The organism is Micromonospora sp. NPDC093277 (assembly GCF_044765245.1).
In the GTDB taxonomy this organism is placed as follows: Bacteria; Actinomycetota; Actinomycetes; order Mycobacteriales; family Micromonosporaceae; genus Micromonospora.
The window spans coordinates 464081-480085 of the sequence record NZ_JBIWJO010000005.1; the positions used below are offsets into that span (position 1 = coordinate 464081).

Annotated in this window: 20 protein-coding genes and 1 riboswitch; of the genes, 8 read left to right on the forward strand and 12 right to left on the reverse strand. The window is 74.6% G+C overall.

What is annotated here, in order from left to right; genetic code table 11:
* Positions 1 to 17: 17 nt before the first annotated feature.
* Both ACIRG9_RS14340 and ACIRG9_RS14345 read right to left on the reverse strand, forming a co-directional pair.
* Positions 18 to 428: a hypothetical protein gene (locus tag ACIRG9_RS14340; RefSeq protein WP_091118342.1), complete on the reverse strand. Its 411-nt coding sequence runs from the start codon at positions 426 to 428 to the stop codon at positions 18 to 20.
* A 60-nt stretch (positions 429 to 488) separates the two neighbouring features.
* The gene (locus ACIRG9_RS14345; protein WP_402854926.1) at positions 489 to 1031 is read right to left on the reverse strand and encodes a GNAT family N-acetyltransferase; all 543 of its coding nucleotides are present in this window, start codon (positions 1029 to 1031) and stop codon (positions 489 to 491) included.
* A gap of 104 nt (positions 1032 to 1135) precedes the next feature.
* A riboswitch (SAM riboswitch) is annotated at positions 1136 to 1247 on the forward strand.
* 32 nt (positions 1248 to 1279) lie between these two features.
* Between ACIRG9_RS14345 and ACIRG9_RS14350 the strand changes: the two genes are divergently transcribed.
* From ACIRG9_RS14350 to ACIRG9_RS14365, 4 genes are all read left to right on the forward strand, one after another.
* Positions 1280 to 1411 carry a hypothetical protein gene (locus ACIRG9_RS14350; RefSeq protein ID WP_402854927.1) on the forward strand — a complete coding sequence of 44 codons (132 nt, stop codon included), beginning with the start codon at positions 1280 to 1282 and terminating at the stop codon, positions 1409 to 1411.
* Positions 1412 to 1514: 103 nt separating this feature from the next.
* A complete protein-coding gene (locus ACIRG9_RS14355) occupies positions 1515 to 2372 on the forward strand; it encodes an ABC transporter substrate-binding protein (RefSeq protein ID WP_402854929.1) in 858 nt (285 codons plus the stop codon).
* 39 nt (positions 2373 to 2411) lie between these two features.
* Positions 2412 to 3200: an amino acid ABC transporter permease gene (locus ACIRG9_RS14360; RefSeq protein ID WP_402854931.1), complete on the forward strand. Its 789-nt coding sequence runs from the start codon at positions 2412 to 2414 to the stop codon at positions 3198 to 3200.
* Positions 3197 to 3940 (forward strand): amino acid ABC transporter ATP-binding protein, encoded by a 744-nt coding sequence (locus ACIRG9_RS14365; protein ID WP_402854933.1) that lies wholly within the window; start codon positions 3197 to 3199, stop codon positions 3938 to 3940. Before ACIRG9_RS14360 ends, ACIRG9_RS14365 begins: the two co-directional genes overlap by 4 nt.
* A gap of 84 nt (positions 3941 to 4024) precedes the next feature.
* On the opposite strand, the gene ACIRG9_RS14370 is transcribed toward ACIRG9_RS14365, so the two are convergent.
* The 7 genes from ACIRG9_RS14370 to ACIRG9_RS14400 all read right to left on the reverse strand — a co-directional run bounded on the left by ACIRG9_RS14370 (position 4025) and on the right by ACIRG9_RS14400 (position 9735).
* A complete protein-coding gene (locus tag ACIRG9_RS14370; protein ID WP_402854935.1) occupies positions 4025 to 4717 on the reverse strand; it encodes a RibD family protein in 693 nt (230 codons plus the stop codon).
* Positions 4714 to 5367 (reverse strand): GTP cyclohydrolase II, encoded by a 654-nt coding sequence (ribA, locus tag ACIRG9_RS14375; protein ID WP_402854936.1) that lies wholly within the window; start codon positions 5365 to 5367, stop codon positions 4714 to 4716. Before ribA ends, ACIRG9_RS14370 begins: the two co-directional genes overlap by 4 nt.
* Before the next feature lie 68 nt (positions 5368 to 5435).
* On the reverse strand, positions 5436 to 6368 hold the full coding sequence (locus ACIRG9_RS14380; RefSeq protein ID WP_402854970.1) for a lysylphosphatidylglycerol synthase domain-containing protein: 933 nt from the start codon (positions 6366 to 6368) through the stop codon (positions 5436 to 5438).
* A gap of 146 nt (positions 6369 to 6514) precedes the next feature.
* Complete coding sequence (locus ACIRG9_RS14385; RefSeq protein ID WP_402854938.1) at positions 6515 to 7315, reverse strand: methyltransferase domain-containing protein; 801 nt, start codon at positions 7313 to 7315, stop codon at positions 6515 to 6517.
* Positions 7312 to 8349, reverse strand: coding sequence for a glycosyltransferase family 4 protein (locus tag ACIRG9_RS14390; protein WP_402854940.1), 1038 nt, complete (start codon positions 8347 to 8349; stop codon positions 7312 to 7314). Before ACIRG9_RS14390 ends, ACIRG9_RS14385 begins: the two co-directional genes overlap by 4 nt.
* A 4-nt stretch (positions 8350 to 8353) precedes the next feature.
* On the reverse strand, positions 8354 to 8752 hold the full coding sequence (locus tag ACIRG9_RS14395) for a 6-pyruvoyl trahydropterin synthase family protein (RefSeq protein WP_402854942.1): 399 nt from the start codon (positions 8750 to 8752) through the stop codon (positions 8354 to 8356).
* A 5-nt stretch (positions 8753 to 8757) separates the two neighbouring features.
* The gene (locus ACIRG9_RS14400; RefSeq protein ID WP_402854944.1) at positions 8758 to 9735 is read right to left on the reverse strand and encodes a dehydrogenase; all 978 of its coding nucleotides are present in this window, start codon (positions 9733 to 9735) and stop codon (positions 8758 to 8760) included.
* A gap of 91 nt (positions 9736 to 9826) precedes the next feature.
* Here ACIRG9_RS14400 and ACIRG9_RS14405 point away from each other — a divergent pair, with 91 nt between their 5' ends.
* Both ACIRG9_RS14405 and ACIRG9_RS14410 read left to right on the forward strand, forming a co-directional pair.
* Positions 9827 to 10732, forward strand: a complete 906-nt coding sequence (locus ACIRG9_RS14405) for a CDP-alcohol phosphatidyltransferase family protein (protein WP_402854945.1) — start codon at positions 9827 to 9829, stop codon at positions 10730 to 10732.
* Positions 10733 to 10769: 37 nt separating this feature from the next.
* Positions 10770 to 12488 carry a sulfatase gene (locus ACIRG9_RS14410; RefSeq protein ID WP_402854947.1) on the forward strand — a complete coding sequence of 573 codons (1719 nt, stop codon included), beginning with the start codon at positions 10770 to 10772 and terminating at the stop codon, positions 12486 to 12488.
* A gap of 49 nt (positions 12489 to 12537) precedes the next feature.
* Here the strand turns inward: ACIRG9_RS14410 and ACIRG9_RS14415 are convergent, their stop codons facing one another.
* Both ACIRG9_RS14415 and ACIRG9_RS14420 read right to left on the reverse strand, forming a co-directional pair.
* The gene (locus tag ACIRG9_RS14415; RefSeq protein WP_402854948.1) at positions 12538 to 12807 is read right to left on the reverse strand and encodes a hypothetical protein; all 270 of its coding nucleotides are present in this window, start codon (positions 12805 to 12807) and stop codon (positions 12538 to 12540) included.
* A gap of 161 nt (positions 12808 to 12968) precedes the next feature.
* Positions 12969 to 13337, reverse strand: coding sequence for a DUF1622 domain-containing protein (locus ACIRG9_RS14420; protein ID WP_402854950.1), 369 nt, complete (start codon positions 13335 to 13337; stop codon positions 12969 to 12971).
* A 259-nt stretch (positions 13338 to 13596) separates the two neighbouring features.
* On the opposite strand from ACIRG9_RS14420, the gene ACIRG9_RS14425 reads away from it, so the two are divergent.
* Positions 13597 to 13764: a hypothetical protein gene (locus tag ACIRG9_RS14425; RefSeq protein ID WP_402854952.1), complete on the forward strand. Its 168-nt coding sequence runs from the start codon at positions 13597 to 13599 to the stop codon at positions 13762 to 13764.
* Between the two features lie 140 nt (positions 13765 to 13904).
* Positions 13905 to 15302 (forward strand): acyl-CoA synthetase, encoded by a 1398-nt coding sequence (locus ACIRG9_RS14430; RefSeq protein WP_402854954.1) that lies wholly within the window; start codon positions 13905 to 13907, stop codon positions 15300 to 15302.
* Positions 15303 to 15339: 37 nt separating this feature from the next.
* On the opposite strand, the gene ACIRG9_RS14435 is transcribed toward ACIRG9_RS14430, so the two are convergent.
* On the reverse strand, positions 15340 to 16005 hold a 666-nt coding region (locus ACIRG9_RS14435; protein ID WP_402854956.1), incomplete at its 5' end, for a thiamine pyrophosphate-dependent enzyme.

Consider the following 16005-nt stretch of genomic DNA (forward strand, 5'->3'; position numbering starts at 1 on the left):
CGTCGGACCTGCGCGGGTCAGTCCCGCAACAGCTCGGCGTGCGCGGCGCGGAGCCGGGCGAGTGCGGGGTCACCGGCCGGGGCGCGGCGGTCCAGTTCGGCCCAGACCTCGGCGAGGGCGTCGGTCAGCGCACGCCGCTCGGCTGCGTGCCGCCGGCTGCTCTGCCGGTGCAGCTCCTCGAGGCGACGGGACCAGCCGGCGCTGATCGCGGCCAGCCGTTCGGCGTCGGCCCGGGCCTGTGCCGCCGTGCGGGCCGCCGAGGCGGGCACGATGGCGGCGACCGGACGCGGGTCGCCGTCGCGGGTGACCACGGTGATCGTGTCGGTCAGCTCGGCGAGGGCAACGAGCTGGGTGAGCCGGGTGCGGACCTCGCGCAGCGGCAGGGCGCGCGGCTGAGGGGACCGGTCGGCCAGTGCGGGGGCAGCCATGGACAGATGTTGACGTACGGGTACGACAAAACTCCCGCGCGTGTCCGGGGTGGCAGGCTGTCAGGGCTTCCATTCCGGGGCCAGCACCGACCAGAGCTCCAGGTCGGCCCGGCCGGACTGCCCCGGGGCTGCCTCGCGGCGGACGCCGTCGCGACGCATGCCCAACCGCCGCGCGACGGCGATGCTGCGCTCGTTGCCGGCTTTGGTCTCCCACTCCACCCGGTGGATGCCCCGCTCGCGGATCGCCCAGTCGATGATCACGCGGGCGGCCCGGGTGACCAGGCCCTGCCCCTCGGCGCCGGCCTCCAGCCAGCAGCCGGCCTCGCAGACGCCCTGGGCGACGTCGAACGACACGAACAGCACCCCGCCGACCAGGGTGCCGCGCTGCCAGATGCCCCAGATGCCGCCCCCGTCGCGCGCCCACCGGTCGGCGTAGTTCTGCAGCACCTGCCGGGCGGAGTCCGCGTCAGTGGCGACGAAGGACGCGCCCACCCAGGGGGCGATGTGCTCCCGGCAGCGGTCGAGGTTGGCGAGGAACTCGCCGGAGCGCCACGGTTCGAGCGGCCGCAGCTCGGCGTCGTCGGTCAGGGGTAGGGCGAACACCGGAGAAAACTAGCAGCCCGGCGGGGGCGGCGTAAGGCGCGGTACGTGAGGGTGGTCATAACGGCTGGACGTCCGGGGTGACGCTGCTGCTAACGTGATCGGCAGGTCATGAGCGCCAGCGTCAAGCCCCGGCTCGCTGGCCGGCAACCCTCCTCCGCGGTGGGGTGCCCCGGGTGAGGACCAGGCACCGGCAGCACGCCGGTGCAAGCGTGGCCTGGAACCCAGGTCATCACCGACCAGAGGGAACCATGTCTGCTCAGCTTCGCACCCCGCTCTCCGACGGCGTCGCCTACCCGGCCGACTTCGCGCTGGTCAAGCGCCGGCACGTCGATCTGATGCGGGTTTGCAGCGACTCGTGTCGCCGCGCCGGCGCGCGCTGACGCGCCACCTCCTCCTTTCCTGATCCACCCTCGCGGCTCGCCCGAACCCGGGCGCGCCGTCGGCGGCGTGCGCCCACGTCGCCATCGGACCCTGGAGACACCTGTGCGATTCCTTCCCGCCCTGACCCGCGTCGCCGCGCTCGGCGCCGCCGCCGTACTCGCCGCCACCGGCCTCACCGCGTGCGGCGACGGCAGCTCCACCAGCCCGGCCGCCAACCCGTACGGCCTGCTCCAGCCGGGCGTGCTGCGGGCCGGCACGCTCACCGACGCCCCACCGAACGTCTACCTGAAGGACGGCAAGTTCACCGGCTTCGACAACGACCTGCTCAGCGCGGTAGCCACGAAGGTGGGTCTGAAGGTCGAGTTCGTCGGCACCGACTTCTCGGCCCTGCTCTCCCAGGTCAACAACCGCAAGTTCGACGTGGGCAGCTCGTCCATCACGATCACCGAGGCTCGCAAGAAGACCGTCGACTTCGGCAACGGCTACGACTTCGGCTACTTCGGACTCGACGTGCCGGCCGGCTCGCCGATCACCGGCTTCGACCAGCTCGCCGGCAAGCGAGTCGTGGTCGTGCAGGGCACGGTGCAGGACGACTACGCCACCGGAGAAAACCTCAACCCGGTGCGGGTGCCCGACTACAACGGGGCGATCAACCAGCTCAAGGCCGGCACCGCCGACGCCTGGATCGCCCCGGCCGAGATCGGCGACAAGTCCGCCGAGGACAGCAACGGCAAGATCACGGTGGCGGCCAAGCAGCTCAGCCCGGCCCCGACCGCGTACGCCGTCGCCAAGGGCAACGACAAGCTGCGCGAGGCGCTGAACGAGGGCCTCGACGAGGTGATCGCCGACGGCACCTGGTCCCGCCTCCAGGCGCAGTACTACCCGGGCCGGCCGATCCCGGCCGACTTCAAGCCGGGCAGCGGCACGGTCGCGGCGCCGTCGCCGTCGGCCGCCTCCTGAAGTAGTCCGGACGAGCGAGCGGGGCGGTAGGAGAAGACGATGGATCCGTTGCGCACCCTGTGGGAGACCTTCTTCGACTGGGACGCCATGCGTGAGGCGCTGCCCGAGATGCTGACCGTCGGGCTGCCGAACACGCTGATCCTGGCGGTCTCCGCCGCCCTGCTCGGCTCGGTGCTGGGCATGCTGCTGGCGATCGCCGGCATCTCGCGTACCCGATGGTTGCGGTGGCCGGCCCGGGTCTACACCGACGTGTTCCGCGGCCTGCCGGCGGCGGCGACCATCCTGCTCATCGGCGTCGGCCTGGCGCCGCTCGGCATGCAGGTGTGGGGGCCGAACCCCTACCCGCTGGGCATCCTGGCGCTGTCGCTGATCGCCGCCGCCTACATCGGGGAGATCTTCCGGTCCGGCATCCAGAGCGTCGAGGCCGCCCAGTTGGAGGGGGCCCGGGCGCTCGGCTTCTCGTGGGGCGAGGCGATGCGCCTGGTGATCGTCCCGCAGGGCGTACGCCGGGTGCTGCCCGCCTGGGTGAACCAGCTCATCGCGCTGATCAAGGACTCCAGCCTGGTCTACTTCCTGGGCCTGGTGGCCAGCGAGCGCGAGCTGTTCCGGATCGGTCAGGACTACGCGGCCACCACCGGCAACGAGTCGGCGTTGCTGCTGGCCGGCCTGTTCTACCTGGTGCTGACTGTGCCGTTGACCCACGCCGTCAACTGGATCGACCGGCGGCTGCGCCAGGGCCGGACGGTCGCCGCCCTTCCCGATCCGGACCACGATCTCGACCTCGCTCCCGCCGGCACGGCGGCCCCGACCGGAAAGGATCCGCGTTGACCTCCTCTACCGCCACCTCGGTCAGCCTCGCCGTCCGGGACGTGCACCTGGCCTTCGGCGCCAACCAGGTGCTGCGCGGCGCCGACCTGGACGTGGCCCGCGGCGGCACCGCCTGTGTGATCGGCCCGTCCGGGTCCGGCAAGTCGACCCTGCTGCGCACCCTCAACCGGCTCATCGAGCCCGACCGCGGCGACGTGCTGCTGGACGGGCGCAGTGTGCTCGGCGACGACCCGGATGCCCTGCGCCAGCGGGTCGGCATGGTCTTCCAGCAGTTCAACCTCTTCCCGCACATGACCGTGCTGCGCAACATCACCCTCGCGCTGCGCAGGCTCAAGCGGCTCGGCGAGGACGAGGCGGCGCAGGTCGCCCGGGAACAGCTGGACCTCGTCGGGCTGGCCGGCAAGGCCGACGCCCGGCCGGCGCACCTCTCCGGGGGGCAGCAGCAGCGGGTGGCGATCGCCCGCGCGCTGGCCCTGCGCCCGCAGGTGATGCTCTTCGACGAGGCCACCTCGGCGCTCGACCCGGAGCTGGTCAAGGGCGTGCTCGGGGTGATGGCCGACCTCTCCGCCGCCGGCATGACCATGGTGGTGGTCACCCACGAGATGGGCTTCGCCCGCGAGGTCGCCGACACGGTGGCCTTCATCGACCGGGGCGTGGTCCTCGAGGCCGGCGAGCCGGCCGCCGTCTTCGAGGCACCGGAACACCCGAGGCTGCGCCGGTTCCTGTCGCAGGTGCTCTGACCGTCGGCGCCACCCGGCCCCGCGGACCGCTGGCAGCCATCCCGGTGGCGGGGCCGATCAAGATCGGTCAGGCGCCGGGACGGATCAGCCGCCGTCGCAGCGGTCGGAGAGGGCGTACCGGGTGAGCACGACGTCGCCGATCTGGCGTACCTCGACGACCCGGGCGCGGCGGCCCGGGTGCCACGGGAAGCGCCCGTCCCCGACGAACCGGGGCGCCCGGCGATCGCCGACGAAGAACGGCGCGACCACCAGGTGCAGCTCGTCGGCGAGGCCGGCGGTGAGGAACTGGGCGTGCACGCTGCCGCCGCCCTCCACCATCAGCCGGCACACGCCCCGGGCGGCGAGATCGGTGAGCACCGCTGCCGGGGTGACCGATTCACCCACGTCGACCACGGTCGCCACCTCGCCCACCTGCTCCCGGGTCTTCTCCGCCGCGCCGGTCGGGCAGTAGACCAGCTTCGCCCCGTCGCCGAGCGCGAAGAACCGGGCCTTCGGGTCGAGGTCACCGCTGCCGGTGACGGTGACCTTCACCGGCGACGGGGGCAGGCCGCGCGCCACCCGGTGGGCCCGCCGCCGGTCGGAGCGCACCAGCAACCGCGGGTCGTCGCGGCGCACGGTGGCCGCGCCGACCAGGATCGCGTCGCAGGCGGCCCGGACCGCGTCGATCCGGTCGAGGTCGGAGTCGTTGGAGAGCAGCAGCCGCTCGGTGGTGGCGTCGTCGATGTAGCCGTCGATCGACATCGCGCAGCTCAGCAGCACGTACGGGCGGGTGGTCACGGCACGAACGGCAGGTCGAGGGCATGGTCGGCGTGGGTGGCCTTCGCCGCCAGGTAGTTGGCGTTCGCCGGGGACAGGTGTACGCCGGTCGGCACCCGGTCGACCACCGTCACGCCCAGCCGGTCGAGCTGGGCCGCCTTGTCCGGGTTGTTGCTGAGCAGGGCCACCCGGCTCACGCCCAGCGCAGCGAGCATCTGCGCGGCCACCGTGTAGTCGCGCTCGTCGGCGCCCCGGCCCAGCGCCACGTTCGCCTCGTACGTGTCCAGACCCCCGTCCTGGAGGGCGTACGCGTCGAGTTTGGCGTACAGGCCGATGCCCCGGCCCTCCTGGCGCAGGTAGAGCAGGTATCCGCCGGCCTCGGCGATCCGCTCGACCGCCTCCCGCAGCTGCGGCCCGCAGTCACAGCGCTGGCTGCCGAACACGTCACCGGTGAGGCACTCGCTGTGCGGGCGGACCAGCGGCGGTGCGGCGTCCGGCACCGGCCGGTCCCCGGCGGCGGCCCGGTCGCCGAGCGCGAAGGCGAGATGCTCCCGGCCGTCGACCAAGCCGTGGAAGGAGTGCACCCGGGCGGTCGTGACGTACCCGTCGGGGAACCGCAGCGGGACCGTGACCTGGGTCCGAACCGTGGCCGTGGGCAGCGTTTCGTCCATCGTCCTCCTTCGTCCGGGGCTGCCGGACACGCCGGCAACGCCACCTCGCACCCTCACCGTAGGCGGGATCACCGACAGTTGCCGGCCTCCTGGGCACGGATCCGGCGCAGCAGCACCGCCGCACCGGGCAGGCTGGCGACCAGGACCAGCGCGCCGTACACCGTCGCGGTGGCGACGCCCTGGGCGGCGGTCAGCCCGGCGGCGGCGAACGCCCAGGCGGCCACCCCTTCGCGCGGCCCGAACCCGGCCACGTTCGCCGGCACCCCCATGGCCAGCAGCGCGAGCAGGGCCAGCGGCACCAGCCGGGACAGTGGCGCGTCTGCGCCCGCGGTGCGCGCCGCGACCACGAAGGTGGCCAGGTGGCCGGCGACCACCACCACGGACGCCGCGACCACGCCGAGCCAGGTGCGCCGGGCCAGCAGCCCGGACCGGACGTCCGTCACCACCGCACGTGCCGCCCGCGACCAGCGGGATGCTCCGGAGCGGGGCGCGGCCCGGGCCAGGAGCACCAGCAGCAGCCCCGCGACGGCCAGCACGGCCGCCAGCACCGGCAGGTACGGCCGGACCGGCGACGGCAGCACGGCCAGCACGCCCACCGCGATGACGAGCTGGACCAACTGACCGGCGGCGCGCTCCCAGACCACGGCCCGGACGCCCCGGGCGACGTCTCCGGCGTCCCGGCCGTGCCGGATCGCCCGGTGCACGTCGCCGAGCACCCCTCCGGGGAGGGTGGCGTTGAGGAATACCGCCCGGTAGCAGTGGGCGACGGCGGCGGCCAGTGGCAGCCGTACGCCGAGCCCGCCGGCGACCAGCGTCCAGCGCCAGGCGCAGCAGACGGTGGTGACCGCGCCGACGGCGAGGGCGGCGGCGAGCGCCGGCGCGTCGATCATCCGCAGGCCGGCCAGGAACGGGCCGGTGCCCACCGACCAGACCAGGACGCCGAGCACCGCGAGCCCGCCGAGCGCCCGTACCCACGACCAGGGCGACCGGGCCGGCCCGATCGTCGCGGGGCGCGCCTCGGGCCCGGCGAGGCGCGACGGCGGCACGGCCGGGCCGGCGGGCGTGGGGCGGACGGTGGTTGCGGTCGTGGGTGCCAAGCGGTCCTCCCTCGGTCCCCCTGATATCACGGGCCCCGGCGCCGTGCGGTTCACCCGGCCAGCAGATCGGCGTGGTGCAGCACCACGCGCAGCCGACCGGACGCCGCCTCCGCCAGCCGCCGGTCCCGGTACGCCCTGGCCGCGCCGGCCAGGTCCGGCCGTTCCTCGACCGCCGCGTCGAGCCAGCCGGTCAGCCACTCGACGGTCAGTGCCGGCTGCTCGGGGCCGAGCCGCCAGGGGCTGGGCCGGACCTGGACGTCGATGCCCCGGCGGCGGAAGGCGGCCACGGTGACGGCCACGGCGTCCGGCCCGAGCAGGATCCGGCCGTCGACGGTGCGGCGCTGGTGGGCGTTGAACGCGGCGGTGAGGTCTTCGTCGAGCGGGTCGGCCGGGGTGAACTCCACCCGGCCGACCACGGTGAGCGCGAAGAGGGTGAGGCGGCCGGCGCAGGCCGCCACCGTCCGCTCGACCTCGTCGGCGGTGAGCATGTCCAGCAGCGCCGACGCGGTGATCAGGTGGGCGTCGGCGAGGTCGGCGGCCCGCAACCGGGTGATGTCGGAGCCCCGGGTCGCCACGGTGACCAGGCCGGCGGTGTCCCATTCGGCGGCGGCGAGGGCCAGCAGGTCGGGATCCCGCTCGTGCAGGACCCAGTGCTGCGGGCCGGGCAGCCGGGGCGCGAGCCAGCGGGCCATCGAGCCGGTGCCGCTGCCCAGGTCGTGCACGACCACGGGCCGGTCGGCGGGCAGCCGGCGGCGGACCGCGTCCACCAGGTCGGCCGACCGGGCCGCGGCGTCGGCGGGCTCCCGCAGCCGCAACCAGTCGGCGAAGTCGGATGGAAGCTGGGTGATCAAGCCGGCACCGCCTCCTTCAGGGCCGCCGCGAGACGGTCCACGGTGACCGTCCAGCCGGTGAGGGTGTCCCGCCGCTGCCGGGCCGCGCGGCGCAGCTGCTCCCGCAGGTCCGGGCCGGTGAGCCAGCGGCGCAGCGCGCCGGCCAGCGCCGCCGCGTCTTCGGGTGGCACCAGCAGGCCGGGCCGGTGGCCGTCCGGGGTGTGTCCGAGCGCCTCGGGCAGCCCGCCGGTGTCACTGCCGAGCACCGGTACGCCGCGCGCGAGGGCCTCGGTGACCACCATCCCGTAGGTCTCCCGCCGGGACGGCAGAACCAGTAGATCGGCGGCGGCGTACGCGGCGTCCCGGGCCTTCCCGGCGCACGGGCCGGGCAGCCGGACCCGGCCGGCCAGGTCGGCGTCGGTGAGCTGCCTGCGGAGTCGGCCGACGAAGCCCGGATCCCGGGTGAGCGCGCCGGCACAGTGGCAGGTCCAGTCGAGGTCGGTGAGCGTGGCCAGGGCGGCGGCGAGCACGTCGTGCCCTTTGAGCGGGGTGATCGCCGCGACGCAGAGCAACCGGCTGCCGGTCGGTGAGCCGGAGGCGACCGGTGCCCGGTCCACGCCGGGCGGGGCGGCCCACACCCGGTCGGCGCGGAGCGGGTAGCGGTCGAGCAGCCGGCGGCGGGTCCACTCGCTGGTGGCGACCACGCCGGCCGCCACGGCCAGCGACCGGGCCTCGTCCTCGTCCTCGGCGGGCAGGTGGACGAGCACCACCAGGCGCAGCCGCCGGGCGTGCGGGGCCAACACGTCCGGCACCACGGACGCGACCAGGCCGTCGAGCAGGACGAGCGCGGCGTCGGGCAGCGCGGCGAGCAGCCCGGCGAGGGCGGCCCGCGCGGCCGGCTCGGGGTGCGGCCAGCCGCCGGGCACGGGGTGCTCCCGGACGGTCCAGCCGACGGCGGTGAGCCCCTGGCAGACCCTCCGGTCGTACGCGTTGCCGCCGCTGGGAGTGGCCGGGTCGTCGATGTCGCCGGGCAGCACCACGTGGACGAGTGCCATCCGGCTACAGGGACCGCTCGTAGCTCGCCCAGGCCACGTGCGACTCGTGCAGGGTGACGGTGATCCCGGCGAGGCCCCGGGCACCTTCGCCGAGGCGTCCGGCGTGCACGGCCTCGGCGAGCCGGTCGGCGACCGTGCGGGCCAGCACCTCGGTGGTGGTGTTCACCCCGGCGAAGGCCGGCTCGTCGTCGAGGTTGCGGTACGTCAGCGCGCCGAGCACGGCCTTCAGCTGCTCGGTGGCCAGGCCGATGTCGACCACGATCCCGTCGGCGTCCAGCTCCGCCCGGCGGAAGGTGGCGTCGACCACGAAGGTGGCGCCGTGCAGCCGCTGCGCGGGCCCGAACACCTCACCCCGGAAGCTGTGGGCGACCATCATGTGGTCCCGGACGGTCACGCTGAACACGATTCTCACTCCTCGGAGTAGCTGATGAGGTGGCAGAGCGCGGGCAGCCGGCCGGTGGCGAGCCGGTCGAGCACGTCGGGCAGCTCGGCGAAGCGGGACGGGCCGGTGAGCAGCGCGTCGAACACCGGGTCGGCCAGCAGCTCCAGGGCGAGCGCCAGCCGGTCGGCGTAGCCGCGGTCGGCCCGCCGGGGTGACACGGTGCCGACCTGGCTGCTGCGGATTCCGAGCCGCTTCGAGTGGAACGCCCCACCCAGGGCCAGTGTCACCGGGCGGTCGCCGTACCAGCTCAGCTCCAGCACGGTGCGCTCGGGACGGAGCAGGTCGAGGGCGCGTTGCAGCCCCTCGGCGGTGGCACTGGCGTGCACCACGAGGTCCCGGTCGCCGGCCGCGTCGGCGGGCAGGGCGAACTCGACCCCGAGCGCGGCGGCCACCGCGGTCCGCGCCGGGTCCGCGTCGACGAGTTCGACGCGTACGCCGGGGAAGCGGGTGAGCAGGGCGGCGACGCAGCAGCCGACCATGCCCGCGCCGACCACGGTCACCCGGTCGCCGACCAGCGGCGCCGCGTCCCAGAGCGCGTTCACCGCCGTCTCCACCGTGCCGGCCAGCACCGCCCGGGCGGCCGGCACCTGCTCGGGTACGACCACCACGGCGTCGGCCGGCACCACGTACGCGGTCTGGTGCGGGTGCAGGCAGAAGACGGTACGTCCGCGCAGCCGGTCCGGTCCCTGCTCGACGATGCCGACGCTGAGGTAGCCGTACTTGACCGGGGCCGGGAAGTCGCCCTCCTGGAACGGGGCGCGCATGCTGGCGTACTGGTCGGCGGGGACCCGACCGGTGAAGACCAGCGTCTCGGTGCCCCGGCTGACACCGGAGTAGCGGGTCCGGACCAGCACCTCGCCGGGGCCGGGCGGCGGCAGCTCGACCCGGCGGATCTCGCCCTCGCCGGGCGTCCGGAGCCAGAATGCCTGGGCATCGCCGGTCACTGATTTCCTCATTTCCGTCTGTTGACCGAACCGGCCGGCCGGGTATCCCGTGTTGATTAACAGGGTTGTCGATCATAGACACGGAGGCCGGGTGTCCACGGTGCGAAATGGCCCACTGGTCGGGCTTGTCATCCAGTTCGTCCTGCTTGCCGGGCTCGCCGGCGTGGCGGAGATCGGCGCGGCGGGGTGGCTCGCCGGTCTGGCCTACGGCGTGGCGCTCGGCCGGCTGCTCCGGCACGGCCTCCGGGCCGGCGGTGCGGACCGGCTCGGCCCGGCCGACCGGGTGACCCTGGTCCGGGCCTCGCTGGTCGGCGGGGTACTGGCCCTGGTCGTGTCCGGCTGGGGCGGGCCGGCGCCGCTGCCGGTCCTGGTCCCGCTGACCGCCGTGGCGCTGGCGTTGGACGCGGTCGACGGCTGGGTGGCCCGGCGCACCGGCACGACGAGCGCCGTGGGCGCGCGCTTCGACATGGAGGTCGACGCGTTCCTGATCCTGCTGCTCAGCGTCCACCTCGCGCCGTCCGTCGGCGGCTGGGTGCTGGCCATCGGCGGCATGCGGTACGCCTTCGTCGCGGCGAGCCGGCCGCTGCCCTGGATGCGGGGCGCCCTGCCGCCGCGGTACTGGCGGAAGGTCGTCGCGGCGACCCAGGGCGTGGTGCTGCTGGTCGCGGCCGGCGGGGTGCTGCCCCCGGTGGCGACCGCCGCGCTGCTCGCGGGCGCACTGGCCCTGCTGGTCGAGTCGTTCGGCCGCGACGTGGCCTGGCTGTGGCGACACCGTCCCGCCGGCTCGGCGGCCGAGGCCGCCCACCCGGCCCGCCGCACCCCGCGACCGGCACCCCTGTCCGCACGACAGGAGCCCCTACCGGCGCGGCCGACACCCCTGGCCGCATCGCAGGCGGCCCTCCCCCCTCCGCCGGCGTCCCTCGCCGCACCGCCGGCCGGCTCAGCCGGTCCGCCGAAGCGGGTGGGCGCCCGGGCCGCCGCGCGGCAGCCGGTTTGACGTCGGCCGCACCGCTCCTCGCCGAGAAGGACCCGACGTGCCACTCCTCCCCCGCCTCCGCCGCCCGGCCGGCAGCCCGCCGGCCCGACCGGCCGGCGCCACCGCCCCAACCACCTTGCCGGACGGGACCGGGCCGGCGGACCACCCGGCGCCGCCGTCGCGGAAGCACCGGTTCGCAGCCGGCGCCCTCACCGGCCTCGCCGCGCTGCTCGTGCTCGCGGACCTCGTCATACCGGGCGAACCGGCCCGGATCGGGCCGGCCGCGTTACCGCGAATCCCGGTGGAGGGGCTGCTCGCGGCCGCCCTGTTGCTCGTCCTCCCGGCCCGGGTACGCCGACCGGTCTCGGTCCTGCTCGGCCTGACGCTCGGGCTGCTCGCCGCGCTCAAGTTGCTGGACCTGGGCTTCTTCGTGGCCCGTGACCGGCCGTTCGACGTGCTGCTCGACTGGGGGCTGCTCGACGACGGCTTCGGTTTCGTCGCCGACTCGGTCGGCCGGGCCGGCGCGGTCGCCACCGCGGCTGGGGTCCTGCTCCTCGCCGTCGGACTGCCCGTGCTGGTGACCGTGTCGGTGCTGCGGCTGGCCCGAATCGCCGCACGGCACCGGACGGGCGCCGTGCGGGTGGTCGCGGCGCTGTCCGTGCTCTGGCTGGTGTGCGCCCTGGCCGGCCTACCGGTCGCCGGCCGGGACGCCAGCACCCTGGTCGCGGCGCACGCCGGTCAGGTACGCGCCGGACTACGCGACCGCGCGGCGTTCGCCGCCGAGGTGGCCGACGACGCGTACCGGGACGTGCCCGGAGACCGGCTGCTGACCGGGCTGCGTGGCAAGGACGTGCTGGTCGCGTTCGTGGAGAGCTACGGCCGGGACGCCGTCGAGGACCCCGAGCTGGCACCGGGCGTCGACGCGGTGCTGGACGACGGCTACCGCCGGCTGCGCGCGGCGGGGTACGACGCCCGCAGCGGGTTCCTCACCTCGCCCACCTTCGGCGGCGGCAGCTGGCTGGCCCACGCCACCCTGCTCTCCGGCGTGTGGACCGACAACGACCAGCGCCACGGCGCGCTGCTGGCCGGCGACCGGCTCACCCTGGGCGGCGCGTTCCACCGGGCCGGCTGGCAGACCGTCGGGGTGTTCCCCGCCGCCACCGAGCCCTGGCCCGAGGGCAGGTTCTTCGGCTGGGACCGGTACTACGACGCGGCGAAACTCGCCTACCGGGGACCGAAGTTCGGCTACGCGCCGATGCCCGACCAGTACACGCTGGCCACCTTCCAGCGGCTGGAACGGGCCCGGCCGCACCCGCCGCTGATGGCGGAAATCCCGCTGGTCTCCAGCCACTCCCCCTGGTCGCCGATCCCGAAGGCGGTCCCCTGGGACGCGGTCGGCGACGGGACGATCTTCCACGAGGCGTCCACCGGCGCCCGGGACGTGGTACGGCGGGACGGCGCGCGGATCCGCGCCGACTACCGCGACGCCGTCGAGTACTCGCTGGACACCCTGGTCACGTACCTGCTCGCCTACGGCGGGGACGACCTGGTGCTGGTGTTCCTCGGCGACCACCAGGCGGCGGCCCCGGTGACCGGTGCGGGAGCCAGCCGGGACGTGCCGATCACCATCGTGGCGAAGGACCCCTCCGTGCTACGCCGGGTGGCCGGCTGGGGATGGCAGGACGGGCTGCGCCCCGGGCCGCACGCGCCGGTGTGGCGGATGGACACCTTCCGGGACCGCTTCCTCGCCGCGTTCGGCCCGGAGGCCGATCACTGACCGCGCTCCGTTACCCGCCCACGGCCGGCCGGGGTCGCGCCGGCGCCGGTCAGGCCGCCTCGCGCCGCCAGTGCCACTGCGCGGGGATCGGCGCGGACCCCGGCGCCGCGTCCCGGGCCAGGAGCATCGCCCGCCGGGCGTTGACCAGCGGCGCACAGGGCGCAGCCTGGCCGCCGCAGAGCAGGCTGGGGCAGCGGCCCGCCGCGTCGGGCTGGTGCGCCACGGCGACGTCGTACGCCAGCCGCCACAGCAGCGGGTCGGTCACGTCCTCCGGCAGGACCGCGTCCTGACTCGGCCAATTGCGGGTCGTCTCGGGCACCCCGTACCCCTCTCGTCGGCGCTCCCCGGTTCGTGACCAGGCAGAATTCAACTCTCCCTGGACAACGCGGCGGAAACACGTGTCGTTGGTCACGCCTTTCGTGTTGACAAGGGCCGCCGCCCGCTCGCGCCGGCCGGCAGCGCGGCCACGCCCCCCCGTCGTCACCCGCCGCCACGGCCGCTCACCGGGCCCCTCCCCTGCCACGGCCAGCGGCGGTTGAGCTCCACCTCCAACGAGAAGCTCAGGAAGGTACGGATCAGCACGATCAGCGCCAGCACGCCGACGTCGGCGAAGGTGGGCGAGGCCGCCACCGTACGGATGATGTCCCCGCCGATCAGGAACTCCAGCCCCAGCAGGATGGCCCGACCGACGCCCTGCCGGTAGGGGCGATAGGCGTCGACGAGCCGACGCGTACGCCACCATCGCACCACGAACACGACGGTGGTGGCGACGACGCCGACGGCGATGACGAGCACCCCGGCGAGGTCCAACAGGTTCCCGATCCGCTGGGCGATCTCCCTGGCCGGCACCCGACCACCTCCGCAACGGGCTGCGCTCCCACCGCAGCCGATCGGTTCCGAACTCTCAGCCGCGCCACCGGCCACCGCCGACCGAACCCACCATCGCGCATGCTCCGCCGCCGGCGGGTCCTTTCCCGCGCTTCGGGGTGGGCCCAGCTGGGCGGTGAACGCCTGCGGCGGCGCTCCGCGCCTGCCTAGGGTGGGTACGACGGGCCGTCCCGGCCCGGCCGGCGGTCAGCACGGCGACGGCGACGACAAGGAGCCAGGCGTGACGGAGCCCGAAGAGAAGCAGGAGAAGACCGGCAAGACCGACCAGGTGCTCTTCTCCCCGGACGGGGACCCCCATCACACGGTGGCGCAGGCCCCGCAGCCCGACGATCACCTGGCCGCCCGGTTCCAGCACGACGGCGAGACGGAGACCGTCGGCGACGAGTGACGCCCGCCTGCGACAGATTCAGGGGTTGTCCGCGCGGCACCGGTGCGGTTGGCTGACGACGACGGTCGCGGCGGGTGCTGCGGCCGCCCGCCCCCACCGGGCGGCCGAGCCGGGAGGACGCCCATGGCGGAGCGGGTGCCGTGGGCCTGCTGACGGCCCTGTCGCAGGCTCCGGACGAGCGCCCGGACGCGATCCGGGTCGCCGGACGGTCGATGTCCGGCGCGCACCTGCGGGAGAGTGCCTCCGCGGTGGCCGACCGGATCCGTGGGATGGACCGGATCGCCGTGGTGGCGACCGCGACGCTGGAGACGGTGGTGGGCGTCGTCGGGGCGCTGCTGGCCGGCGTGACGGTGGTGCCGGTGCCGCCGGACGCGGGGCCGATGGAGCGCGACCACATCCTGCGGGACTCCGCCGCGGAGGCGATGCTGGCGCCGGCCGGCGTAGTCCCCGACAGCGACGACCTGCCGGTGGTGCCGGTGTCGCCACGCGCCCGCTCGGCGAGCCGCCACCCCGAGCCGGCGGACGACCGACCGGCGCTGATCCTCTACACCAGCGGAACGACCGGGCTCCCGAAGGGGGCACTGCTGTCCCGCCGGGCGATCGCGGCCTGCCTCGACGGCCTCGCCGACGCCTGGTGCTGGGCGCCGGACGATCTGCTGGTGCACGGGCTGCCGCTGTTTCACGTACACGGTCTGGTGCTGGGCGTGCTGGGCCCGCTGCGGCTGGGCGGCCGGCTCGACCACGTCGGGCGCCCCCGACCGGAGCGGTACGCCGCCGCCGGCGGCACCCTGCTCTTCGGGGTGCCGACCGTCTGGTCCCGGATCTGCGCCGATCCGTCCGCCGCCCGGGCGCTGCGGAGTGCCCGGTTGCTGGTGTCCGGCAGTGCGGCGCTGCCGGTGGCGGTCTTCGACGGACTCCACGCGCTCACCGGGCAGCGGGTGCGGGAACGGTACGGCATGACCGAGACACTGATCACGGTGAGCGCCCGGGTGGACCGGGTGCCCGTGGCCGGCACGGTGGGATGGGCCCTGCCCGACGTGGAGACCCGGCTGGTGGACGAGCACGGCGCGCCGGTGCCCGCCGACGGCGACGGGATGGGCGAGTTGCTGGTGCGCGGGTCCACCCTGTTCGACGGCTACCTCAACCGCCCGGACGCCGACGCCGCCGTACGGATGGACGACGGCTGGTTCCGGACCGGTGACATCGCAACCATCGCGGCGGACGGCCGGCACCGGATCGTGGGGCGGGCCTCCGTCGACCTGATCAAGAGCGGGGGCTACCGGATCGGGGCCGGGGAGGTGGAGGAAGCGCTCCTGGCCCACCCGGCGGTACGCGAGGCGGCGGTCGTCGGCGCTCCCGATCGGGTGCTCGGGCAGCAGGTCACGGCGTACGTGGTGGCGGACGGGGCCACCGAGCCCGACCTGATCGATTTCGTGGCACGGCAGCTGGCCGTCCACAAGCGCCCCCGCCGGGTCCACTTCCTCGACGCGTTGCCGCGCAACGCGCTCGGCAAGGTGCAGAAGTCGCGATTGAGCTGAAGCCGCGCGGCACCCCCCGGGAGAACGTTGCCTACACCTAGTCGATGGTCCAGGTGTCGCCGCTGGCGAGGAGGCCGGCGAGTTGTTGTTCGGGGGTGTCGTTGGTGCCTGCTTTGGCGGTGGTGACTTGTTCTTGTACGACGTTGTCGTAGGTGGGGCGGGTGATGGAGCGGAACACGCCGATGGGGGTGTTGGACAGGTCGAGTCCGGGCAGGCGGGACAGGGCGAAGGCGTAGGCGGGGTCGGTGACGTCGGTGTTGTGGATGACGATCTGGTCGGTGGGGGTGGTGGCGGTGTCGCGGACGTCGAGGCCGAAGCCGCCGGGTGGGTGGACGATGCAGTGTTCGCTGTTGGTGCCGAAGGTGATCGGCTGGCCGTGTTCGAGGCGGATGAGGTGGTCGTCGCGGGTGGTGGGTTCTTTGAGGGGGTCGAAGGCGCCGTCGTTGAAGATGTTGCAGTTCTGGTAGATCTCGACGAACGCGGAGCCTTGGTGTTGTGCGGCGGCGCGGAGCACGGATTGGAGGTGTTTGCGGTCGGAGTCGATGGTGCGGGCCACGAAGGTGGCTTCGGCGCCGAGGGCGAGGGAGAGGGGGTTGAAGGGGGCGTCTGCGGAGCCGGCCGGCGTGGATTTGGTGATTTTGCCGGTTTCGGAGGTGGGTGAGTACTGGCCTTTGGTCAGTCCGTAGATCCGGTTGTTGAACAG